At 55.8% G+C, this 22028-nt stretch carries 23 protein-coding genes and 1 pseudogene; 13 read left to right on the top strand and 11 right to left on the bottom strand.

The features are described 5' to 3' along the window. Positions 1-10: 10 nt before the first annotated feature. Together LG290_RS03855 and LG290_RS03850 are read left to right on the top strand one after the other, a co-directional pair. Positions 11-1018 (top strand): amidoligase family protein, encoded by a 1008-nt coding sequence (locus LG290_RS03855; RefSeq protein WP_499836319.1) that lies wholly within the window; start codon positions 11-13, stop codon positions 1016-1018. A gap of 7 nt (positions 1019-1025) precedes the next feature. After that, the gene (locus LG290_RS03850; RefSeq protein ID WP_160417335.1) at positions 1026-1700 is read left to right on the top strand and encodes a gamma-glutamyl-gamma-aminobutyrate hydrolase family protein; all 675 of its coding nucleotides are present in this window, start codon (positions 1026-1028) and stop codon (positions 1698-1700) included. A 7-nt stretch (positions 1701-1707) separates the two neighbouring features. Here LG290_RS03850 and nfi read toward each other — a convergent pair whose 3' ends face one another. After that, positions 1708-2397, bottom strand: a complete 690-nt coding sequence (gene nfi / locus LG290_RS03845) for a deoxyribonuclease V (protein ID WP_160417630.1) — start codon at positions 2395-2397, stop codon at positions 1708-1710. 201 nt (positions 2398-2598) lie between these two features. Between nfi and LG290_RS03840 the strand changes: the two genes are divergently transcribed. Continuing rightward, positions 2599-3318 carry a glutamine amidotransferase gene (locus LG290_RS03840; RefSeq protein ID WP_499836318.1) on the top strand — a complete coding sequence of 240 codons (720 nt, stop codon included), beginning with the start codon at positions 2599-2601 and terminating at the stop codon, positions 3316-3318. 127 nt (positions 3319-3445) lie between these two features. Here LG290_RS03840 and LG290_RS03835 read toward each other — a convergent pair whose 3' ends face one another. After that, complete coding sequence (locus LG290_RS03835) at positions 3446-5158, bottom strand: DEAD/DEAH box helicase (RefSeq protein ID WP_499836317.1); 1713 nt, start codon at positions 5156-5158, stop codon at positions 3446-3448. A 518-nt stretch (positions 5159-5676) separates the two neighbouring features. Between LG290_RS03835 and LG290_RS03830 the strand changes: the two genes are divergently transcribed. Then, a complete protein-coding gene (locus LG290_RS03830) occupies positions 5677-5886 on the top strand; it encodes a CsbD family protein (protein ID WP_160417338.1) in 210 nt (69 codons plus the stop codon). Between the two features lies 1 nt (position 5887). Next, on the top strand, positions 5888-6388 hold the full coding sequence (locus tag LG290_RS03825; RefSeq protein WP_499836316.1) for a PRC-barrel domain-containing protein: 501 nt from the start codon (positions 5888-5890) through the stop codon (positions 6386-6388). Between the two features lie 94 nt (positions 6389-6482). On the opposite strand, the gene LG290_RS03820 is transcribed toward LG290_RS03825, so the two are convergent. Then, positions 6483-7493: a glutathione S-transferase family protein gene (locus LG290_RS03820; protein ID WP_499836315.1), complete on the bottom strand. Its 1011-nt coding sequence runs from the start codon at positions 7491-7493 to the stop codon at positions 6483-6485. Between the two features lie 94 nt (positions 7494-7587). After that, on the bottom strand, positions 7588-8490 hold the full coding sequence (locus LG290_RS03815; RefSeq protein WP_499836314.1) for a LysR family transcriptional regulator: 903 nt from the start codon (positions 8488-8490) through the stop codon (positions 7588-7590). A gap of 134 nt (positions 8491-8624) precedes the next feature. On the opposite strand from LG290_RS03815, the gene LG290_RS03810 reads away from it, so the two are divergent. Both LG290_RS03810 and LG290_RS03805 read left to right on the top strand, forming a co-directional pair. Then, positions 8625-9476, top strand: coding sequence for a pirin family protein (locus tag LG290_RS03810; RefSeq protein ID WP_499836313.1), 852 nt, complete (start codon positions 8625-8627; stop codon positions 9474-9476). A 250-nt stretch (positions 9477-9726) separates the two neighbouring features. Then, positions 9727-11427, top strand: coding sequence for a peptidoglycan DD-metalloendopeptidase family protein (locus LG290_RS03805; RefSeq protein ID WP_499836312.1), 1701 nt, complete (start codon positions 9727-9729; stop codon positions 11425-11427). 118 nt (positions 11428-11545) lie between these two features. Here LG290_RS03805 and LG290_RS03800 read toward each other — a convergent pair whose 3' ends face one another. Further along, complete coding sequence (locus LG290_RS03800; RefSeq protein ID WP_499836311.1) at positions 11546-13195, bottom strand: L,D-transpeptidase family protein; 1650 nt, start codon at positions 13193-13195, stop codon at positions 11546-11548. 71 nt (positions 13196-13266) lie between these two features. Here LG290_RS03800 and LG290_RS03795 point away from each other — a divergent pair, with 71 nt between their 5' ends. The 6 genes from LG290_RS03795 (at position 13267) to LG290_RS03770 (ending at position 17685) form a co-directional block, all read left to right on the top strand. Then, positions 13267-13989, top strand: coding sequence for a murein L,D-transpeptidase catalytic domain family protein (locus LG290_RS03795; protein WP_160417345.1), 723 nt, complete (start codon positions 13267-13269; stop codon positions 13987-13989). Between the two features lie 179 nt (positions 13990-14168). Beyond that, positions 14169-14855, top strand: a complete 687-nt coding sequence (locus LG290_RS03790) for an SDR family oxidoreductase (protein ID WP_160417346.1) — start codon at positions 14169-14171, stop codon at positions 14853-14855. A 204-nt stretch (positions 14856-15059) separates the two neighbouring features. Further along, positions 15060-16052: an LLM class flavin-dependent oxidoreductase gene (locus LG290_RS03785; protein WP_499836310.1), complete on the top strand. Its 993-nt coding sequence runs from the start codon at positions 15060-15062 to the stop codon at positions 16050-16052. Then, a complete protein-coding gene (locus LG290_RS03780) occupies positions 16049-16774 on the top strand; it encodes an AzlC family ABC transporter permease (protein WP_499836309.1) in 726 nt (241 codons plus the stop codon). Before LG290_RS03785 ends, LG290_RS03780 begins: the two co-directional genes overlap by 4 nt. Continuing rightward, complete coding sequence (locus LG290_RS03775; protein ID WP_499836308.1) at positions 16771-17079, top strand: AzlD family protein; 309 nt, start codon at positions 16771-16773, stop codon at positions 17077-17079. Before LG290_RS03780 ends, LG290_RS03775 begins: the two co-directional genes overlap by 4 nt. Positions 17080-17199: 120 nt before the next feature. Further along, complete coding sequence (locus LG290_RS03770) at positions 17200-17685, top strand: peroxiredoxin (RefSeq protein WP_160417349.1); 486 nt, start codon at positions 17200-17202, stop codon at positions 17683-17685. Between the two features lie 81 nt (positions 17686-17766). On the opposite strand, the gene LG290_RS03765 is transcribed toward LG290_RS03770, so the two are convergent. The 6 genes and pseudogenes from LG290_RS03765 to LG290_RS03740 form a co-directional block, all read right to left on the bottom strand. After that, positions 17767-18210 (bottom strand): DUF4383 domain-containing protein, encoded by a 444-nt coding sequence (locus LG290_RS03765; protein ID WP_160417350.1) that lies wholly within the window; start codon positions 18208-18210, stop codon positions 17767-17769. Between the two features lie 190 nt (positions 18211-18400). Continuing rightward, positions 18401-20326 carry a putative bifunctional diguanylate cyclase/phosphodiesterase gene (locus tag LG290_RS03760; protein ID WP_499836307.1) on the bottom strand — a complete coding sequence of 642 codons (1926 nt, stop codon included), beginning with the start codon at positions 20324-20326 and terminating at the stop codon, positions 18401-18403. Between the two features lie 152 nt (positions 20327-20478). After that, the gene (locus LG290_RS03755; RefSeq protein WP_499836306.1) at positions 20479-20652 is read right to left on the bottom strand and encodes a hypothetical protein; all 174 of its coding nucleotides are present in this window, start codon (positions 20650-20652) and stop codon (positions 20479-20481) included. A gap of 36 nt (positions 20653-20688) precedes the next feature. Further along, positions 20689-20850 carry a hypothetical protein gene (locus LG290_RS03750; protein ID WP_499836305.1) on the bottom strand — a complete coding sequence of 54 codons (162 nt, stop codon included), beginning with the start codon at positions 20848-20850 and terminating at the stop codon, positions 20689-20691. Between the two features lie 127 nt (positions 20851-20977). Further along, complete coding sequence (cobA, locus tag LG290_RS03745) at positions 20978-21904, bottom strand: uroporphyrinogen-III C-methyltransferase (RefSeq protein ID WP_499836304.1); 927 nt, start codon at positions 21902-21904, stop codon at positions 20978-20980. Next, positions 21892-21993, bottom strand: a pseudogene (locus LG290_RS03740) ((2Fe-2S)-binding protein); the annotation flags it as partial. The gene cobA and the pseudogene LG290_RS03740, both read right to left, overlap by 13 nt. Positions 21994-22028 lie beyond the last annotated feature (35 nt).

Below are 22028 nucleotides of genomic sequence, written 5' to 3'. Positions count from 1 at the left end.
GGATGCCGAGATGACGTTGCAAGCACCACCCGAACGGGATAATTTTGAAGGCCTGCCACGACATATCGGGGTGGAAATTGAATTTGCCGGTTTGCCGCCCCGGGACACCGCATTGATTATACGCGATCTCTTTGGTGGCGAGCTCAACGTCATCAGCCCTCACCGCCTTAACGTGGACGGTACGCGCTGGGGCAAGTTCGGTATCGAACTGGATACCCAGTACGCGCACCCGGACACGGCGGTGCTTGAAGAAAGCCCCCATCAAGATAGCGAGTGGGAACGTCAGCGTCACCAGATGCGGATCGAGTTTCACCAAAAGACCCGTGAGCTTATCGGCGACATGGTCTCGGGTCTGGTACCCACGGAAATCGTCTGCCCGCCTGTTCCCTGGAACGAACTGGAGGAGCTCGACAGCTTATTCGATGCCTTGCGTGAACACGGCGCCAAGGGCACGGATGCCAGCCTACTCTATGGATTCGGCCTGCATTTGAACCCGGAAGTGGCCAGTCTGGAGGTGGATGATATTCTGGCTCAGTTGCGCGCCTATTTACTGATGGCGGTCTGGTTACGTGAAGAAATCAAGGTCGATATCACCCGAGAAGTGCTGCCTCACGCTAACCCCTTTCCCAAGGAATACGCGCTGAAAGTATTGAATAGCTCTTATACACCGGATCTCGATACCCTGATCGAGGATTACATCGCCTACAACCCCACACGCAACCGCGAACTGGACATGTTCCCCCTGTTTGCCTACCTACGCCCGGAGCACCCTCACGAGTTGATGCAGAATAAATTGGTCAAACCACGGCCCACCTTTCATTACCGCCTGCCCAATGCGCAACTTTCACAACCTGGCTGGGGTGCGGTCGTGGAATGGAATCGCTGGGTGGAAATCGAGAAACTCGCTGCACGGCGCGACGTGCTCATGGCGCGTTGCAAAGAATACGTGGCCGACCATGCCCGCTCACCAGTGACACGCTGGCTGGAAAAAATCCGTCACTGGCTGAGAGAGGGATAATACGCCTATGTCACGCCCCTTGATCGGCATCACCACCTCGGATGCCAAGAGTCGCCTTGCCTGGTGGTTTGACTGGTTCGCCGTCTGGCGTCATGGCGGTCGCCCTCTGCGCTTATCGCCTTCGCGTGCCCTGCCGGATACTCTGGATGGGCTGATCATCGGGGGTGGCGACGATATCGAAGCACACCTCTACGGCGGCGAAGTGCAATTGGACGTGCGGGTCGATCCCCAGCGCGACAAGCTCGAGCTGCAATTGCTCGAAACCTTCATTCCCAAGGGCACACCGGTGCTCGGCATCTGCCGCGGTGCCCAGCTGATCAACGTCCACCTGGGCGGCACCCTGGACCCGGATATCTACACCACTCATGAAGGACTCAAGCAACGGCGTACCGTGCTACCGCGCAAGACGGTGGACATCGTCGGCGACAGTCAGCTTTACCGCATTCTGCGAGTCAGCTGGTGTCGCATCAACAGCCTTCATCATCAGGCGGTGCAGAAGACTGGTCCCGGCATCAGGATCGTCGCCCGCGACCGCAACGGCCTGGTCCAGGGAATCGAGTCAACCGAGCATGACTTTCTGATCGGCGTGCAGTGGCACCCCGAATGGCTGATTTTCAACCGCCCCCAGCAGCGCCTGATTCGCGCCCTGGTCAAGGCCGCCCGGCGGGTGCAACACGACTAGCACGTCACTAGCTGTGATGTGAAGCGATGCGCCGCGATGCCAGGCGATCGGCAAGCCGCGTGGGCTCGGGCAGTTTGGTGCGCCCCAGGCACTGAATCACCCAGTCAAGCGCCGTGGGAAGGCTGATGCGATGGCCCGGCGAGACAAAGATCGGTTTCACGCCTTGGCGTGAGCGCAGTACCACGCCGATGGTTTCCTGCTGCTCTCCCCGGCCGTCGAGAAGCGGCACCCAGTCGCCGCGCTCGGGTCCCGGCTCGCCGTGGCGACCGCAAAGCCGCGACTTGGCCACACCGATGCTGGGCAGGTCGAGCCACAGGCCCAGATGGCTGGCCACACCCAGACGCCGCGGATGGGCGATGCCCTGGCCGTCGACCATGACAAGCTCCGGCCGGATACTAAGTTTGCCGAAGGCGGCAAGGGCCGCGGGCAACTCGCGAAAGGAAAGCAGCCCCGGAATGTAGGGCATGCGGGTCGGCTCGCGATGCACCACCTCTTCCACCACACCAAGAGATGGCCACTCGAGCACCACCACGGCTGCCCGGGTGACCTCGCCACCAGCCTCGAAGCCGATATCCACCCCGGCAAGATGGCGCACCGGCGCCAGGCGATCCTCCAGCTCCACGCACGAGGCCAGGCGCCGCTGCAGGGCGATGGCCGCCTTCGGGTCCAAATTCCAGTCATGCAGCGGTTGCGAAATCATCGCAGTTCTCCTGAAGAAGCGACTTCACAACGCTTCACCATTCCCATGGATTTTCCAGCTCCTGAGCGCGTTCGGCTGCTTCACGCAACACACACTCATTTGATTGCCCTGCTGTTTAGGGAATCCTCATGGTAGGCTATTTTTCCGCTTCACGAATAGCCAGTCGAAAATCCCTTTCTGTCTGCTGGAGTCGCTTACATGGCGCAACTTCTCATCGTCAAGACCGGCAATGCCTTTCCCGAAATCATCGATGCTCACGGCAACTTCGAGGCGCTATTCCAGCGACAGCTGAAAACCGCCCTGCCACCCGGCTTGACACTTCATGTGTTCGATGCCCCACGCGAAAGCCCGCTACCTGAACTTTCTTCGCTCGCAGGGATCGTGATTACCGGCTCGCATAGCATGGTAAGTGCGGCCGAGCCCTGGAGTGAAGCGCTCAAGCCTTGGCTTGTCGAGGCACTTGAACGTGATATCCCCATGCTCGGGGTATGTTACGGCCATCAACTGATGGCATCGGCATTCGGCGGGGTCAGTGATTATCATCCAGCCGGGCGCGAATCCGGCACTCGCCAGGTGACGCTCAATGAATACGCACAAGGCGACCCCTTGTTGGGTGAATTGCCCCAGCACTTTCACGCACATCTGACCCACGCTCAATCGGTATTGAGGCCGCCTGAAAATACTCGAATACTCGCTGGAAACAAGCATGACCCCTACCAAGCGCTGCGTTATGGTCCGCACCAGTGGAGCGTACAATTTCATCCTGAGTTCACCGTACCGGTGATGCATGCTTACCTGGAACGCCAACGTAGCGCCTTGCGTGAACAAGGTGAAGACCCGCAGGTGTTGATGGATGCCGTCAGACCCACCCCGGAAGCCACTGCCTTGCTCCCACGGTTTGTTTCGCTATTGGGTTAACGCCAGCACCCTGAACAGGCAGGCCGACACCCATTCATGCTGAGCTCACCCCTAACGCAAAAGCCTCCGCAACCGAAATTTTCGGTGCGGAGGCTTGTTTAATTGCCGGGCTTATGCCCGGCCTGAATCAGGCGCGTTCGCGGCGACGAATCGGCGCATCATCTTCTTGGCGACGACGCGGCGCACGCTCGGGAGCACCGCTATCTTCGCTGATTTCCAGTTGACGACCGGCTACACGGGCACGTGCCATCTTGACCAGAATACTGGGCGGCAAGCCATTGGGCAGCTCGACCACGGAGAAGGCGTTACGAATATCGATACGACCGATACGCGCACCTTCAATACCGCCTTCGTTGGCCAGCGCCCCTACCAACTGGCCGGGTTTCACGCCGTCCTGATGGCCGACGGACACGCGATAGCGGGTCATGCCTTCGCTAGGCCCGGCATTGCGGTCACGACGTGGCTTGGCATCACGCGTGGTAGCACCACGCTCTTTCTCTTTCTCTTTACGCGGCGCCTGCAGACGACCGATCGGTGCTTCGTCAGCACGCGCCATGGCCGAGAAAGAGCACGCCAGCTCGATCGGGTCATGACCTTCTTCCACCAGGCGCTCAATCAACGCACGTTGCTCATCGGCACCTTTGGTCAAGGAAGCGATAACCCGCTGATGGAAAATCTCGTCACGGTGAGCACGGATAGCCGCTTCATCCGGGACGGCCATTTCGCTCAGTTTCTGGCCGGTAGCTTGCTCGATCCAGCCCACTTTGCGGCCTTCGCGGAAACCGACGAAGGTAATCGCCACCCCGGTGCGACCGGCGCGGCCGGTGCGACCGATACGGTGTGTATAGGCTTCGCTATCCTGGGGCAGGTCATAGTTGATGATGTGGGTAAGACGCGACACATCCAGACCACGCGCCGCCACGTCGGTGGCGATCAGAATATCGACCTTGCCACGCTTCAGGCGAGTAATGGTGCGCTCGCGCAGGCTTTGATCCAGGTCACCCGAAAGGCTGGCCACGCTCAGACCGCGAGCGGACAACTGTTCCATCAGGGTGGTACAGGCAGCCCGGGTTCGCACGAAGACGATGGCACCGTCGACGGGCTCGACTTCGAGGATACGGGCCAATGCTTCCAGCTTGGCGCCGCCATCGACGCGCACCAGACGCTGCTCGATGCTTGCGGCGGTACCCACGGCGGAAGCAATTGCAACCTTGACCGGGTCGACCAGATAACGGTTGACAATGCGCTCGATCTCAGTCGGCAGAGTCGCCGAGAAGAACACACGCTGGGCATCCTTGGGGGTATCGGCAACCACACGTTTGACGTCGTCGATAAAGCCCATGCGCAGCATTTCGTCGGCTTCATCCAGCACCAGAGCGGAGAGACCGTCGAGCTTGAGGCTACCGCGATCCAGGTGATCGATCACTCGACCCGGCGTGCCGACCACGACTTGTGCACCACGCTTGAGCGCACCCAGCTGTTCGCGATATTCCTGGCCGCCACATAGTGTCGCCACTTCCAGGCCTTTCATGTTCTGGCCGTACTTGCTGAACGACATGGCAACTTGCTGGGCCAGTTCGCGAGTAGGTGCCAGTACGAGCACCTGGGGCTGACGACGCTGAATGTCGAGACGCGACAGCAACGGCAATGCAAAAGCAGCGGTTTTGCCGGTACCGGTCTGGGCCTGGCCCAGCATATCGCGGCCTTCGAGCAGCGCAGGGATGGTTTGCGCCTGAATCGGCGACGGCGTTTCATAGCCCTGTGCTTCAACAGCGGACAGGACGGCAGGCAACAAGGACAGGTCGCCGAAGCTCGGCGAGGTAACGGAAGTCGTGGTCATTAATTAATCACACCTTGGTAGACCGGTTTTTTTACCGGCAAAGAACATCTAAAGCGTCCCTGACTCTGTCAACGATTGGATTCCAATCGGCATAATACGAAGGCCCTCTTGAGGGCGGCATCAAATTGAGTCGGGGACACCGGTCGCGCCTAGCATTTGTTCTGGGTAGCCAGCCGGCTATTTCACCAGAGCACTGTGGCGACCTTACTGCGCCGATTTCACCCGGGTGGTGAAATGCTGGAGGCGCGCCATCTTCACAGCAATGAACATCAGCAAACGGCTTGATGTTCGCGCAAGCTTGCCATGAAGGCAAAGGCTTGTATCGTCGTGATGGAGGGGTCAACACATGCGAGGAGTGCGCATCCTATCATTATCATCGACGCCTGGCCAATTTTTTCCTTGTTTCTCCTGAAGAAAGATGAGAACTACCACGCTTGCGTCTGATGAAATTTCAACTAGTCTGAAAATATCTATCAAAAACAGTCGCAAGATGTTTCATCAGTCCAAGGAGGCACACAATGAACTGGGATCAAGTGGAAGGCAAATGGACGGAACTCAAAGGTAAGGCCCGTGCCAGTTGGGGAGAGCTGACGGACGATGACTTGGATCAGATTGATGGTAAACGTGAACAGTTGGTAGGTAAGCTTCAGCAAAAATACGGCTTAGCACGTGAGGAAGCTGACAAGCAGGCCGACGAATGGGCGAAAGACCTTGATAAGGAAACATGAAATGCGCAAGGCGACACTCACTTTAGCAGTTGCGGCAATTGCCAGCGGTTACGCATTGGGAACGCATGCATCCGATGACGCTCAGCCGCACGGCTCTCAGAATCTCCAAGGCCTGTATTCGGCAGAAGACATTCTGGATGCCGATGTCTTTTTTGCTCACAATGTTGATGAAGAAATCGGTGAAGTGGAAGACATTCTGTTCGATGACGCCATGAGCATCAGTGCGCTTGTAATTGAAAGCGGCGACATTCTCGGGCTCGGTGGGCGTGAAATCGTTATCGAGCCCGAATATTTCAAGCTGGAAACGAGCACCGAGGGAGACGGCGATACCGAACACCGGATACTTATCGACGCGACTTCCGAAGAAATGGAAAATTTCCCCACCTATGATCGCGACTGGTGGGAACAAGCCAAACAGACTACTAGAGAAGCCTGGCAGACCACTCGCCAGGATGTGGAAAGTGCCTGGCAGCGCACACGTGAGGCAATAGAAAATAACTGAACGAACTAATTAAAGTTAAAAACGTTAATATCCCTTCTAAAGGAAAATAGCGGCGAACCTTGGTTCGCCGCTATTTTCATCTCAACCACTCTTTTCAGCCGATCTTCTTTTTACGCACGCCGCGACCGAGTAAGCGTTCGCGGTCATGGGGGCGTTCCAGGGCCAATATCGGACCAACCGGCACGATACGGGTAGGATTGATAGTGTCATGGCTGTAGTAATAATGGCGCTTGATATGATTCATATTGACGGTTTCCGCCACACCCGGCCACTGATACAGTTCGCGAACGTAATTCGACAGGTTCGGGAAATCTTCAATACGCTTTAGATTACATTTGAAATGACCGTAATATACCGCATCGAAACGAATTAACGTGGTGAAAAGACGGATGTCCGCTTCGGTAAACCACTCTCCGGCCAGGTAACGCTGTCGGCTCAGGCGGGCTTCCATCCTCTCCAGTGCTTCAAACAACGCCTTGACGTGTTTTTCGTAAACATCTTGCTCGGTGGCAAAGCCGGATTTATAGACCCCGTTGTTGATATGGTCGTAGACATCGGCGTTCACTTCATCGATCGTCTCACGCAGATCGAGCGGATAAAAATCCAGGTCATTACCGCTGAGATCGTCAAAGGCATCGTTGAAGATACGCAGCAGGTCGGCGGATTCATTATTGACGATGGCATTGCGCTTCTTGTCCCATAATACCGGCACGGTCACTCGCCCAGTATAATGAGGGTCTGTCATGGTATACAGCTGGTGGTGATACGCCACCTGATTGACCGGGTCGCCACTAGCCCCCTCCCGGGTATTGTAGGTCCATCCATGTTTCAGCATCAGAGGACTGACATGCGATGTGTCTATCAGCGAATCGAGCCCCTTGAGGCGACGCATGATCAAGGTGCGATGTGCCCAAGGGCAGGCCAATGAAACATAGAGGTGATAGCGGTTTGCCTCGGCCGGAAGCACCTTGCGCTCGCCTTCTTCGCTGCGCGCTTCGTCGCTGACCCAATCGCGCAGTTGCGCCGATTCACGCACAAACTCGCCACCATGCTTTTTGGTGTCGTACCACTGATCGTGCCACACCCCATTAACCAAGCGTCCCATTGAATGTCTCCTGAAAAGGGTTTGTTTGCGTCTCTTTTCAGCATACGCCCAAGTGTGCCCGGCTCAAGTGGAGGTTTTGCGCCCATTCATTCGATCACATCGAATCATGTGGCTGGCACTCGACCACCGCCCGTCTCAGTGCTTCGGCCATGGCATGTGCTGCCGGGCCTGCTCTGTCGCGATCGCGAAAGATCAACTGCATAGGCACTTCCCGGATACCGCCGGCGGCCAGGGGCAAGGGTTTTAACAGGCCGGAAGCCAAGGCCTCACCAATACGTGTTTCCGGCATCCATGCAAACCCCAGGCCACGCTTGAGCATGTCCATGGAGGTATCCAGGTGGCTCACCGTCCAGCGCTGCTCGGCTTTCAGCCAACCGGCACTGGCCGACTGGCGTAACGCCGAATCGCGCACCACCAGCTGGCGATGCTGAGTCAAATCACGCAGGTCCAGCGCTCGTCCCAAACGGTGCAGGGGATGGTCCGGATGCGCCACGGCCACAAAACGAACCGTGACCATGGGTATGCCGAGAAATCCCTGCGCCTCGATGCCTGTCACCACTAGATCGGCTCGGCCGTCATAAAGCATTTCAATGCCGCCATTAAGCACGCTTTCATGCAACTGGACACGAACCTGCGGGTAAGTTGCCGAAAAGCTCTCCAACGCCTTGGCTTGTGCGGCGGCGGGAAATATCTGATCAATGGCCACGACCACTTCTGCTTCGAGCCCTGCCGCTAATCGCGTTGCCACATCTTCAAGCGAGGCGGCACTTTCGATCAATTGGCGTGCTCGGCGCAAAAGCAACTCACCAGCTTCCGTCAAACGCACCTGACGGCCGATGGGCTCCAATACCTGCACGCCCAACTGCTCTTCAAGCTTATGAACCGCGTGATTCAGCGTGGAGGGACTTTTATGCACGGCTTCGGCAGCACGTGCAAAGCCTCCATAGTCAACCACAGCGGCCAACATCTGCCACTGCGCAAGCGTTACCCGAGACATTTCGATTTCCTCGATGCAAAACAGCGAAATAATCCGCTTAATATTCGAAAAAATCTCACTAGAATGCCATTAAATCACAGCTGAACGCTGTAACCGACCGCGAATTGCTTCAAAGACACTTACCGGAGGCCTAGATGGCATTGTCCACTCAGCGCGTTATCGATCATCTTATTCAGGCACGTCCCAGCCAGGATGGTGACGACGTCAAGATCAAACGTATTTCCGCCTTCGGCGGTGCGCTCGACCCTTTTCTAATGCTCGATGAGTTAGGCTCGAACGAACCCAACGACTATATTGGTGGCTTTCCCGCCCATCCTCATCGGGGCATTCAGACACTCACCTATGTGATTCATGGGGGTCTGACTCATGAAGATCATCTAGGCCACACCAGCACCATCCGTGCCGGAGATGCTCAGTGGATGCATACCGGTCGAGGCATGATCCATTCGGAAATGCCTTTGACCGATCATCAAGGCCTCAGAGCCTTTCAGCTTTGGCTCAACCTTCCCGCCAAGGACAAGTTAAGCCCCGCCACTTATCGTGATGTGCACAGTGAGGAAATGCCGCAGCTGGCGTTAGACAACGGCACCTTGATCGCTCTCGGCGGAAAATGGCAGACCAAGCGAGGCACATCGATCCAGGGTCCTCTGAATGCGTTGGCCGGTAATGGGGGTATCGCCCATCTTGCATTGTCACCTCACGGCAATGTAACGCTCGCCACACCCGCCGCCACCCTGCTGGCTTATGTGTTTGAAGGGCAACTTGAATGTGGCGACAAGCGTGTACGAGCCGGAGAGCTGGCAAGGTTTGCGCCTGGCAATGAGCTATTCCTGACGGCTTCCGGGGGTGCTCAAGCATTACTGCTGAGCGGCGAACCACATCATGAACCTATCGCTCACTACGGTCCTTTTGTAATGAACGAACAACATGAACTCGAGCAGACATTGCAGGATTACCGTAATGGTTCCTTCGAGGCTTCTTTATAGAGGATTGAGTCATTTTTCTCCTCTATGACTTTAACTACCACCAATGAAACCGGTTGACACAAAAATTAACAATAAATAGCAAACACTGTTCTAGGTAGGAAGGGTGCTATTATTGCTTCCTTTATTACCTGAAAGAGCAGGTTTTTGTATGGGCATACAGTCTATGCACTCCTGCTTGCATGGGGTAAGGTTTATCAGCTTTTTCATAGTTTGGTTACCTCTTTCACTGATTTTGGCGGTCTTATTACCCATGTTGCGAATCCTTCATTCGCTGCCCCGCACGCATAAATTGTTACTTTTACCTGTGGCGACCATGGTCACAGTGCTGGGCGCACAAAAGTTATTGACGACATTTAATGATTTTTCTACTCCTACTACATCTCTGGAAAGTGTACTGGTACCTCTTCCCGCCGACTCCCGTCCTGGGGTGCCCTCTCTTCGCCAAGAACAAACGCCGGTAGCCGACGCCATCGGACGTGCCTCGCGCGCACTGGATGCGACTCGGGAACATATTCCCTTAAACGAGCTCACCGCCACCGAGATCGTTGACCTTGATGTCATTGTTGCCGCAGAAGCGAATATTGCCGCTCAGCCTCCCGAAGACACCTTCATCCCACTTGACGATGATTCGCTGCACATGGCGATGGTGGTAGGCACCCTGGCCAGCGGTATGCTCGACAGCTCACCGACTCTAGCCACGCTTGCCGATACTTCCATGGAAAACGACTCGGAAATAGGCGATGCCACTTCCTACGATGACTACGCCACCGATCTCGACGTTTTTGACGACATTTCCTTTCTCGACCTGGAGCTTGCCGCGGAAGAAACCTTCGTACCAGAATGGGCCACCCATAGTGTGGCTTCCGGAGAGACCTTCGCCATTCTAGCGCAAAACCAGCTGGGGCTGGGATATAGCCGAGTCCTCGAACTGTTGGCCGACCTCCCCGACCAGCGACTGTTGACTCATTGGCGAGCCGGGCAGAGTTTCGACTACAAGCTCGATGCACAGGGTGAGTTACTCTCACTGCGCATGATGAAAAATACCCGTGAAGGTGTACTGATCGAGCGTGAAGGAAGCCAGTTCGCCGTCACCGATATACAGCGTCATGGTGAACCGGTTCAACGCCTATACGCCGGCAGTGTCAGCGGTAGTTTTGCCCGCTCGGCCCAAGCCACCGGCCTGAATAGCAGCGCCGTTACCGAATTGACCCGCCTGCTCGAACAAAAACTTGATTTTCGCCGCGACAGCCGTCGCGGCGACCGTTTCCAGGTATTGCTCGAGTCCGACATGATCGAAGGTGAAACCCTCGATTCTCGTGTCCTGGCCGTTCAATATGAAGGCGCACGCATGGATTTGACCTTGGTGCGCAACCTGACGGACAACAACTTCTATACCCCCGACGGCAGCAGCCTTGATCCTGCTTTTTCTCGCTACCCCTTTGAAGGCAGCTATCGTCTGAGCTCAAATTTCAACCCACGGCGCAAGCATCCTGTGACAGGGCGCACCAGTCCCCATAACGGCACCGACTTTGCCATGCCGATTGGCACTCCCGTCACTTCACCAGCGACTGGTCGCGTAGAGCGCGTCGGCAACCACCATGCAGCCGGGCGTTATATCGTCATTCGTCATGACAATGGTTACCGTACCCGCTATCTACATCTGTCGCGCCCTCTGGTCGGCCGTGGCGACCGAGTCGAGATGGGAGAGCGTATCGCCCTGTCAGGCAATACCGGACGTAGCACCGGCCCTCATTTGCATTATGAAGTCATCGTCAACAACTCTCCGGTCAACGCCATGAACGTCGAGTTACCGGAAAACCGTAGTCTGAACGGCGAGAGCCTGGAAGCCTTCAAGCGCCAGACCCAGCCGATCATGGTCGCGTTGCAAAGCGGCGAAGCGGGCGCCATCAGCGTGGCGCAGGCGGGTAACGACGAGGAAGACGAAGGCTAACCTTCACTTCTCGGTGAAAGTAAGACGCCGATGACATTGAAAAAGCGCCGCTAGTCTGCTCATCAGGCAGGTAGCGGCGCTCTTTCATGACTTGAAACTGATCGACTGATTGTCTCGACTACCTGAGGGGACGCTGCAGCTCCGCGAGCACTTTTTGATCACGCTGATAGATATCCGGGCGAAATTCCACATTGCCCTGAGCATCAGGCCAGGCAGTCAAATAATCCAACGCAACAGGAATATGTTGCGGCAATCGCACCGTACGGTCGCTACTACTGCCGTTCAGCAAGCGGCTCAATCGCTGCTTGCTTCCACTGTCTTCCAGCAGCAGCTGGGCAAATTCCTCGGCATTTTCAACACGCACACAGCCGGAACTCAGGGCACGCTGTTCATGCTTAAATAGACCTTGCGCCGGCGTATCGTGCAGGTAAATCATATGGTCGTTAGGAAAGCGGATCACCACGTCACCCAAGGGATTCCCTGGCCCTGCTACCTGGCGCAGCATAATATTTCCCGGTGCCGACCAATCCACCGAGTTAGGCGAAAGACGTTCACCGTTTGCATTCAGCACCCGAATATTCTTCCGAGTAAGATACTCCTGGTCACGCCGCACTTCGGGCAAGACGTCTTCACGTAAAATCGTCGGCGGCAACGTCCAAGATGGGTTGAGGGTCAGATGAGTAATCGCCGAGTGGATGATCGGTGTATCCCGCCCGGTCCTGCCCACCACCACCTTTGAACGCCATAGCCCGCCATCCGGGCGGAAATAATGCAACCGGTAACCGGCGACGTCCACCCAGACCCTGGGTGTGTCCCGGGGAATCGACGTCAACCAGCGTGCGCGCTCCAGATTGACGCGCAGCTGATCGATACGTGAAGAAAGTGAGGTATTGAGCGCCGCCAGGGTTTGGCGGCCGATAACCCCATCCGCCTCAAGCAAATGGCGCCGCTGAAAGCGTTTGACCGCAGCCTCGAGCGTCTCGTCAAAATAAAGCGGCTGAGGTGAACTTACGGCAATTTCCGGATAAGCGTTGCTGTCCGCGCGCATCACCTCAGGCTCACCCACCTGGACCAGACGCCTGCGCAGCAGTGCCACATCCTCATGGGCCATGCCAGGGCGCAGGGCTTCATCGCGGCTCGGCAAATAGCCCAAGGAGGCCTGTGCAGGCTGGTTGGCCAACCCCCGGTAATAGCGAAGTGCATCACGCAAAGATTGATATTCACTAGTGCCGGGGCGCGCCAGGGCAAACACAGCGTCAAGGTTCCGGGCATCGACGCCCTGCACCACCTTGGCCAGGTTGTAGCGCCTTGAGTCCAGCTCGGCTTCCCAGTTTTCCACTGTTTCGCGTGGATTGATCTTGCCGCGCTCCAGATGATCCAGGGCAAGCAGCAACTGACGCGTGGCCCGAATCTCGAATGCCGCTTGTGTATCGGCACTCGCTTGTTGAGCCTGCCGGTAAGCTGCCAGTAACTGTGACGCCTGATAATTTTCGGGTTCGAGACCATCGTCTTCGAGTTGTTCCAATGCCTTGACCAAGGCCTCGACCGCGGCCTCTTCCTGCCAGACCGGCTGATTTTCGTGTAACCGGTAAAACGCATCCACCGGTAGATCGTTTTCCGGCAATGCAGCCAAACGCTGCATCAAAACCTCTGATAGCGCTTGTGGCTCCGCAACATCGTCGTGGGTCGCTGCAAGCAGGCCATGTGACAGGACCAGACATAAGGCTAGCCCCCCTACCCATCGCCTCTTCGACTTGATACCTTTCATCGTCCACTCCTTGCGTTACGACTGCTACAATTCTATCAGCCTTATCTACCATTCTTGCGGAATCTTTCAGTATGGCGGCACACTCAAACGCTACAGTATTGTTGTTTACATTACCGTTTTCTCTATTACCCCTCATCACACATGCCGATACATTCATGTCCCGGATTAACGGCAGTTCACCGCCAATTTCAGGATCACTTGAGCATCGTCTGGCTCAACTTGCTCCCCATGCCAACCCACATGTACTACAACTTGCCGCCAAAGCCTTGTCATGTGCCGCACCCAGTGCCCAGCGTCTGGCAGTGATTGATTTTTCGTTGCCCTCCACCGAAGAGCGCCTTTGGGTTTTCGACCTGCAACAGCAGACCCTGCTGTTCGAAGAACTGGTATCGCATGGCAGCGGCTCGGGAGACGCCAAGGCCGAAATCTTTTCCAACACCCCGGAAAGCTACCAATCGAGCATCGGTTTGTTTCGCACCATGAACAGCTACTACGGACGTAACGGTTATTCTTTACGCCTGGAAGGACTGGAACCCAATATCAATGACCTGGCTTACGAGCGCGCCATCGTGATCCATGGCGCCGACTACGTCAGCGATGATTTTATCCAGCAAACCGGTAGACTGGGACGCAGCCAGGGATGCCCTGCCGTGCGTGAAGAAATCACTTATCCCTTGATCGACAGCCTCAAAGACGAGCAATACGTCTTTGCCTATTACCCTGATCAGGAGTGGCTGGAAACCTCAGCGTTTCTCGCCTGCTCCTCTCCTGCCGGTCACCTCGCCCAACGCTGATGCTGCAAAACGGCATAATGTCGCAAATGAAGAAAACACGCCCCAATGATGCGGCATACTCTTACGAACTTTCTCGATGATACCTTTCTTTTCAAGCTGATTTTCAAGCAGCGGGTTGCACCGCGACACAAGATTTATCATGCTGAAGTCTCCTCTTATTTCGATCATGGAGAGTTCTCATGCATAAAGGTGTTGTGTTGATTACCGGTGCCTCCAGCGGCATAGGTGCCGCCACAGCTAGAGCGGCTTCACGAGAAGGGTACAAACTGGTACTGGCCGCCCGCTCCCATGAAAAGCTCGAGGCACTGGGGCAGGAGCTAGGAACGGACAATGTCATGACCTGCAGTGTCGATGTCACCGACATGGAGCAGCTTCAGAGCATGGTCGAGCAGGCGATGGAGCGTTTCGGACGTCTCGATGCGGTCTTTGCCAACGCGGGTCGAGGCGGCTCCCCGGGCGGCTTTAGCGAGGCCGACCATCACAGCTGGCGGGAAATGATCCTGACCAATATTTACGGGGTCGGCCTGACTCTACAGGCCTGCTTGCCGGCGCTGCGGCATAGCAAGGGCCATGTATTGCTGACCGGCTCCGCCGCCGGGCGAGCCACCATTCCCGGTTCGATGTACAGCGCCACCAAATGGGCGGTTACCGGGATCGGCTATAACCTGCGCGAGGAACTGCGCGGCACGGGAATACGCGTCACCTTGATCGAACCGGGTATGGTGGACACCCCCTTCTTCGACGAACCTCCCGCCCATGCATTGGAAGATCGCGACATCGCCAATGCGGTCATTTATGCACTCGGGCAGCCGCGCCATGTCGATGTCAACGAAATCCTGATACGCCCTACCCCACCGGAAGAGTGACCGCTGCTCAACGCCGAGAATTCCTGGCTGCGCCAAGGATTGGTTTATTTTTTCCGAGATCGTTTGCAATTCCCGGTGGCGACCCTCATAACAGCTATTAGCAAGCAGGCTAAGTATTGAGTCTGACATTCGATGCCACCTTTCGGATGCCCGCGCATCAAGCGCTTAGCCACTGCGCCACACGTTTTCACTTTCAGGTGCTGTATGAGCCAACTTTCCACCACACCGCTTTCCGTTCTGGATCTCGCGCCGATTCGTCAAGGGAGCAGCGCTGCCGACACCTTCCGCGATACCGTTTCGCTTGCGCAATCGACCGAACGCCTGGGCTTCACCCGTTACTGGCTGGCCGAGCATCATAATATCGAGGGTATCGCCAGCGCCGCGACCTCGGTACTGATCGGCCACGTGGCCGGGCAGACCAGACGTATTCGCGTAGGCAGCGGTGGCATCATGTTACCCAACCATCCGCCGTTGATAGTGGCTGAACAGTTCGGCACCCTGGAAACCTTGTATCCTGGACGAATCGATCTGGGTCTGGGCCGCGCCCCGGGTTCCGATGCCGCTACCATGGCCGCCATGCGGCGCTCGGCGCATTCCGGTGTGGATGATTTTCCCCAACAGCTCGCCGAATTGCAGCGTTACCTGGGTGAGCCAAAGCCCGGTCAGCGAGTCAAAGCCGTGCCTGGCCAAGGTACCCATGTGCCCATCTGGCTGTTGGGCTCCAGCGGCTACAGCGCCCAGCTGGCGGCCCGGCAGGGCTTACCGTTCGCCTTTGCCGCCCAGTTCGCCCCCGGCTATCTATTCGAGGCGTTACGCCTGTACCGCGACAATTTCCAGCCCTCCGAGCACCTGGAAAAACCCCACGCCATGGTGGGACTGCCGGTGATTGCCGCCGACAGCGATGAACAGGCGGACTTCCTGGCCACCACCGCCCAGCAGAAATTCCTCAACCTGATTCGTGGCAAACGTACCCAATCTTTGCCGCCCACCGAAGCGCTCGACTGGAACCCGCATGAGCGCGCCCAGGTTCAGCAGTTCCTGGGGGCCGCGATCATCGGCGGTCCAGAAACAGTGCGCACCGGGCTCGAAGATTTTATCGCTCGTACCGGGGCGGATGAACTGATGATCAACAGCGACTTCTATCGTCATCAGGACCGCTTGCGTAGCTACGAGATCGTCGCTAAGGCCGCACGGTGAGCGCCGAACTCACGCTGAAAGGCTCTCTTTCGGGCTTCAAGCGCATGGCACCGCTTTCGCTGTTCGTGGTCGCGTTCGGCCTGGCGTTCGGTGTCGCCGCCATTCAGCGCGGTCTTTCCGGCTTGGAAACGCTGTTGATGAGCGGGCTGGTATTCGCCGGGGTGGCGCAGTTCGCTGCCCTGGAGCTATGGGGTCCAGAGATTCCCTTGATTGCCTTGATTGCCACCACTTTCGCCATCAATGCCCGACATTTGTTGATGGGTGCTGCTCTCTACCCATGGCTGCGCCACCTTCCTCCCCTGCAGCGCTATACCAGTCTCAGCGTCATGAGCGATGCCAACTGGGCTATGGCGGCGACAGATTACCAGCGTGGCGAAACCAACATCGGCATTCTGGTGGGCGGTGGTATTGCCCTGTGGTTGGCCTGGATGTTGGGCACGGCATTGGGGGTGATATTCGGCAGTGGGATCAGCGAACCCGAGCGCTTGGGGCTGGATGTGATCATGGGCTGTTTCATGCTGGCCATGCTGGTCGGCGGCAAGACCAAACTTTCGATGTTGTTTCCCTGGAGTGTCGCTGCCATGACGGCACTTTTGGCGCTATATTTCTTACCTGCCAACTCGCATGTGATCGTCGGCGCTCTGGCTGGTGGCATCGCCGGGCTTTTCCTCCCTGACACTCCCAAGCCCAAGGAAACCTCCAAGCCCAAGGAAACAGCATGAGTCTTGCCCTGACACCCGCAGGTGCCTTGGTGGCCATAATTATCATGGCGGGAGTAACCTACCTTGCCCGTATCGGCGGTGTGATGGTGATGGCACATGTACCCATCGGCCCTAAAGTGGAGCGTTTCATCAACGCCATGGCGGGCTCGGTGTTGGTCGCGGTTATTGTGCCCATGGCGGCACAAGGCGACTGGGCCGCACGAATGGCGCTGGTGGCCACACTCGGGGTGATGTTGGCCACTCGCAAACCCTTGGCTGCGATTACCGCCGGCATCGCCACCGCCGCGTTATGGCGTTTATTTTAGAGCCGCCTGCCCCAGTGCCGATTAGCTGACACAGCATCCATTGGCGAAGGAGTGGGTAAGGCGTCACACTGAGGCAGCGCATTCCTCGATGCGCTATCCATCATTTAACAAGGAAGCCCGATGACGATTTCCGTAGGCGAAAAAATACCCGACATCACCATCAAGACCAACGGCCCGGAAGGACCTCAAGATATCTCCACCGGGGAGCTGTTTGCCGATAAACGCGTGGTGCTGTTTGCGGTGCCCGGCGCTTTCACGCCGGGGTGTTCCAACACCCACATGCCCGGCTTCGTGGTCAACGCCGACAAGATTTTCGAGAAAGGTGTCGATACCATCGCTTGCATGGCGGTAAACGATGCTTTCGTGCTCGACGCCTGGCAGAAGAACCAGAATGCCCAGGCCTTCACCATGCTGGCCGACGGCAATGCCGAATTCACCAAGGCGCTGGGGCTCGAGCTCGATGCCTCCGGTGCGGGCATGGGCACACGGTGCAAGCGCTTTGCACTGATTGCTGACGATGGGGTAGTGAATTACATTGGCGTGGACAGCAAGGGCGTGAAAGATAGCAGTGCCGAGACTGTGCTCGAGCTTCTCAGCCGTACATAAGCGGGACGTTTGCCATCCCACCAGGGTGAGCAACGCTTAAAAAACAAGGGCGCACCACGGCGCCCTTCTTGGATAGGTGAGTTACCGCGGAGCACGCTTGGTTTCTGTCACGGGACGCGCAGGCGGACCGAAGCCGAAATAGCCGGCTGCCAAGGCAGTGAGGATATGCAACCAAACATCATGGCCGTAGAGCGGGACCAAGCCGAACAGCGTATTGGTGAAAGGGATCAAGCCGAGCAACGCCAATATGGCGAATAGTACCGCATTGACTTGAGCAAAGAAGACCGAGGCACTCAAGCCTTGCCGGGAAGCCATAATCCCCCAGACACCCACGCCAAGATGCACCAGGTTGTGCAGGAAATTGACGGCGAAGAGCCCGAATAACCTGCCATGGCCCATTTCGACTGCCATCTCATTCGTCATGCCACCCGTCATTTCCGGTGGAGTAACGAGACCCGGAATGAACCCCAGTACACCAATGATGGCATAAATAATACCGAAGATGAGAGCAAATTTAGTAACCATGAAACCTCCTGTCCTTGATTGACTGTATCGTCGTGTTGCTTAACTCAAAGCAGCATTTAAACCTTGCTTCAGCCAGTGTAGAAAAAAACGCTGTACTCTGTCTTTTATTGAAAATTCCAGCCTTCAAGTAATTTCATTAGAAATGAAAATGGCATTCGTGGAGGCAACCACTCCCTCAACCACTTATTTTTTATCTATTTATTTGCCGCGTTTCCTCTTCTATCAATTCCTGGTTATTTCCCGCAATAAAACCAATACTTCTGTGCGTCTTATCCTTTACGAGAAGCTTCCTGAAGTCTTCCACGGCTAACGGTGGGCTAAAAAGAAATCCCTGGCCACCCTCGCATTGCTGGCTACACAAAAAGTTATATTGCTCTCTGGTTTCAATGCCTTTGGCCGTAACTCGAAGATCAAGATTTTTCGCCAACTGGATAATCGCTTTCATAATAGTGATAGCATCAGCGTCATGCGGCATGCCATGTACAAAGGATTGATCGACATTGACGGTATCAATGGGAAAGCGCTGCAAATAACTGATCGATAAAGGACCGACCCCAAAGTCGTCAATGGTTAATGCCAGGCCCAGCTGTTGCAATGATTCGAGCATCGTTAAAGAGGCTTTTGCATCATGCATCAAGCTGCTTTCGGTAAATTCCAGCTCGAGAAAATGGGCTTCCAATCCGGTATCTTCAAGTATCTCGATAATGCTTTCTAGAAACTTCTTGTTGCATAGCTCCACCGTTGAGATATTCACCGCGACCGGCACGATATCAATCCCTTCGTTACGCCATGCCTGTAGTTGCCGGCAGGTTTCATGCAACACCCATTGGCCGATGGGGACAATCAGACCGCATGCCTGGGCGACGGGTACGAACTCTGAAGGAAGCACCAGCCCCAGAGAGGGTTCGTGCCAACGAACCAGCGCTTCGGCACCGCACACCTCACCCGTCTCTATATCGACCTTGGGTTGAAAATTGAGAAAAATTTCGTTTTCTTTAAGCGCTTGCTGAAGGTGGCTCTCGATAAACAAACGCTTGACGGTAATCGCATTCATGCTGGGACGAAAGAAATGGTAGGTATTACGTCCATCCTTCTTCGAATGGTACATCGCAAGATCGGCATGGTGCATCAACTCATGCGTATCGATGCCATCAACCGGGTAAAGGCTGATACCCATACTGGCACTGACGCGCACCTCATGCTTGTGGATGCAATAAGACTCAATAATGGTGGAAAGTATTTTTTCAGCCACCTTCGCTGCATCTTCGGGTTTTTCAATTTCAGTCAATAGAATCACGAATTCATCACCGCCCTGGCGACAGACGGTATCCGTATCCCGTACGCACTTGCTTAGACGCTCCGCTACCGCTTGCAGCAGCATATCGCCTAAAGCATGACCCAGCGTATCGTTGACAGGCTTGAAGTCGTCAAGATCCAGATAAATCAAGCCCACCTGATGGTGATGGCGTTGTGCCAGACCAATCGCTCGATTAAGTCGCTCCACGAGCAATACCCGATTGGGTAGGCCTGTCAGCACATCATGTTGTGCCAGGTAAGTCATCTTTTCCGACATGGTCTGAGACTGACAGGCATCGTGGAAGACGATTACCGCACCGGTGACATTTCCTTCTTCATCATGCAGCGGTACAGCTGAATCCTCGATGTGATATTCACTTCCATCACAACGAATCAACACGCAATTCATTGCCAATCCTACGGTTCGGTTTTCCTCGATAGCACGTCGCGCCGAATTGGCGGCGGCTTCATGGGTTTTGGCATCGATGATATGAAAGACTTGAGCAAGCGGCTTGCCGATGGCGTCCTCACTTGCCCAACCGGTCAGGGTTTCCGCCATTCGGTTCAAGTAGGTCACCGTGCCATATAAATCGACAGCCAATACGGCGTCACCCACCGAATTGAGCGCCACTCGCGCCCACGCCTTTTCGGCATACAGTGCTGCCTTCGTTTCGGCAAGCGCCGCCTTGAGGTGATCGTCCTGCCTCGGCTCATTTTCGGTCGGTGGAAATTGGCTTGCCGGCGAGAGGTTTGAGTGTTGCTCCCCTTCTTTCCCTGAAGCCCAATGATCCGCGCCAAGCTCCTGCTTATAATCAGACATGATCAATTTCCCCAAGAAATTCCCCCGATCGATTACCAAGAAGAGTAGTAGCGAGGCTTGGAGTGTTCAATTAAATTAGCCTTGTAATATTATTGTTTTGGATAAAAAGGATGTATTTTAAACTCAGTTAATCTGCTGAAGTCTTCATCACGTTACTCTTCAGCGGCGGACCGAAGTTGATCTTCTTCCTGTTGCTGCGCTTGGTCGTCTTGCTGTTGGCGTTCTTGCCTTTGCATTTCAACGTCGACTTCTCCGCTACGCTCTACTTGCACCTCCGGCTCGGGCTGGGTGATGGTTACATCCGGGCTCTGCTGCTCAACGGTCACCGTGAGAGGCTCTTGCTCTACCTGAACATCCGCTGCTTATTCATCCACCATCACCGTGGTGCCTTCAGCTTGCTCGGCGGCTTGCTGCTGATCGGTCTGTTGCTGCTGGTCAGTCTGCTCTTCGTTCTGTGCCAGAACACCACTGGCCATACCGGCACTAAGTGCCCCGAGTGCGATAACAATCACTGTCCTTTTCATAGCATGCCTCCTTGATTAGGTTGCAAGCTTCAATCTAGACCACTTATTCGACATCTAAAAATCAAGTTAAAACAACAACAAAAAGCCCCATACAAATAATTGCCATTTCCAAAACATTTAATTTTAGTTAATTTAAAACCGTTACAGCTGCTTGATGACATAGCATCGCCGGGTTTTGTTCCACCATTTTCACCACACTGCCAACCACGATCAGACAAGGAGAAGGCAGTGGCTCGGCGGCGAGTTTTTCGGGCATATCCGCCAGTGTACCGGTAAGCGCGCGCTGTTCCGGCAAGCTGGCGTTGGCCACCAGCATGATTGGCCAGTCGTCGGGCAACCCGGCGCTACGCAGCCCAGCGCAAATCGCCCCCACCTTGGAAAGCCCCATATAGAACACCAGCGTTTCATTACGACTGGCCAATGCCGCCCAGTCTGGCGTACCGTCTTCACGACATAGTTGAGCAGTGATAAACCGCAGCTGCTGGGCATGGCCACGGTCGGTAAGCGGAATACCCATGCAGGCGGCGGCAGCCGAAGCGGCGGTAATGCCGGGAACGATTTCTATGGGCACCTGAGCGTCGCCCAGCAAAGCAAGCTCTTCACCCATACGACCGAAGATGCCGGGGTCACCGCCTTTCAGGCGTACCACCGACTTGCCTTGCCCCGCCAATTTGACCAGCAACGCACCGATTTCGGCCTGGGGCATACTGTGATGACCGCGCGTCTTGCCCACGTAATGGCGCTCGGTTCCCATCGGAATCAGCGCCAGCACATCATCCCCCACCAAACGGTCGTAGACCACCGCATCGGCCTGCATCAGCAACCGCGCTGCCTTGAGCGTCAACAGTTCCCCATCACCGCTGCCTGATCCCACCAAGTACACGCACCCTCGATGACAGGTGCCGCGCAACGAAAGGCTGGGGGTAGCACGGTGTTCCTTGTTGGACGTTAGGCAGGACAGGTAACGCCACGCTCCCTGGCTCAAGCGGGACTGATTGAAACGGGCGAAGGCTTCAAGCCACTTCTGTTTAAGACTTTGGGTCAGAGTGCGCATGGGGCCCTCTCCTCTTCGATCAGGGATTTTATTTCAGGAACGCAGTTACCACATTGTGTACCGCAGGCATGCCTTGCGCCCAGCGCATCATAGCCTTCACGACCCAGCCCGGCCAGGCCGGGCT

The sequence above is a fragment of the Halomonas sediminis genome, assembly GCF_044871105.1.
In the GTDB taxonomy this organism is placed as follows: domain Bacteria; phylum Pseudomonadota; class Gammaproteobacteria; order Pseudomonadales; family Halomonadaceae; genus Vreelandella; species Vreelandella zhuhanensis.
The sequence above is the reverse complement of the archived record's forward strand: the minus strand, read 5'-3'. Positions and strand labels throughout refer to the sequence as shown.

Excerpts from the sequence above, each read along its gene's own strand:
- LG290_RS03795 (WP_160417345.1), top strand. The coding sequence starts at position 13,267 with ATGGCGGCACACTCAAACGCTACAGTATTGTTGTTTACATTACCGTTT.
- LG290_RS03855 (WP_499836319.1), top strand. The coding sequence starts at position 11 with ATGACGTTGCAAGCACCACCCGAACGGGATAATTTTGAAGGCCTGCCA.
- cobA (WP_499836304.1), bottom strand. The coding sequence starts at position 21,904 with ATGCGCACTCTGACCCAAAGTCTTAAACAGAAGTGGCTTGAAGCCTTC.
- LG290_RS03805 (WP_499836312.1), top strand. The coding sequence starts at position 9,727 with ATGTTGCGAATCCTTCATTCGCTGCCCCGCACGCATAAATTGTTACTT.
- LG290_RS03770 (WP_160417349.1), top strand. The coding sequence starts at position 17,200 with ATGACGATTTCCGTAGGCGAAAAAATACCCGACATCACCATCAAGACC.
- LG290_RS03820 (WP_499836315.1), bottom strand. The coding sequence starts at position 7,493 with ATGGGACGCTTGGTTAATGGGGTGTGGCACGATCAGTGGTACGACACC.
- LG290_RS03815 (WP_499836314.1), bottom strand. The coding sequence starts at position 8,490 with ATGTCTCGGGTAACGCTTGCGCAGTGGCAGATGTTGGCCGCTGTGGTT.
- LG290_RS03765 (WP_160417350.1), bottom strand. The coding sequence starts at position 18,210 with ATGGTTACTAAATTTGCTCTCATCTTCGGTATTATTTATGCCATCATT.
- LG290_RS03750 (WP_499836305.1), bottom strand. The coding sequence starts at position 20,850 with ATGAAAAGGACAGTGATTGTTATCGCACTCGGGGCACTTAGTGCCGGT.
- LG290_RS03800 (WP_499836311.1), bottom strand. The coding sequence starts at position 13,195 with ATGAAAGGTATCAAGTCGAAGAGGCGATGGGTAGGGGGGCTAGCCTTA.
- LG290_RS03850 (WP_160417335.1), top strand. The coding sequence starts at position 1,026 with ATGTCACGCCCCTTGATCGGCATCACCACCTCGGATGCCAAGAGTCGC.
- LG290_RS03785 (WP_499836310.1), top strand. The coding sequence starts at position 15,060 with ATGAGCCAACTTTCCACCACACCGCTTTCCGTTCTGGATCTCGCGCCG.
- LG290_RS03790 (WP_160417346.1), top strand. The coding sequence starts at position 14,169 with ATGCATAAAGGTGTTGTGTTGATTACCGGTGCCTCCAGCGGCATAGGT.
- LG290_RS03760 (WP_499836307.1), bottom strand. The coding sequence starts at position 20,326 with ATGTCTGATTATAAGCAGGAGCTTGGCGCGGATCATTGGGCTTCAGGG.
- LG290_RS03830 (WP_160417338.1), top strand. The coding sequence starts at position 5,677 with ATGAACTGGGATCAAGTGGAAGGCAAATGGACGGAACTCAAAGGTAAG.
- LG290_RS03825 (WP_499836316.1), top strand. The coding sequence starts at position 5,888 with ATGCGCAAGGCGACACTCACTTTAGCAGTTGCGGCAATTGCCAGCGGT.
- LG290_RS03810 (WP_499836313.1), top strand. The coding sequence starts at position 8,625 with ATGGCATTGTCCACTCAGCGCGTTATCGATCATCTTATTCAGGCACGT.
- LG290_RS03775 (WP_499836308.1), top strand. The coding sequence starts at position 16,771 with ATGAGTCTTGCCCTGACACCCGCAGGTGCCTTGGTGGCCATAATTATC.
- LG290_RS03835 (WP_499836317.1), bottom strand. The coding sequence starts at position 5,158 with ATGACCACGACTTCCGTTACCTCGCCGAGCTTCGGCGACCTGTCCTTG.
- LG290_RS03840 (WP_499836318.1), top strand. The coding sequence starts at position 2,599 with ATGGCGCAACTTCTCATCGTCAAGACCGGCAATGCCTTTCCCGAAATC.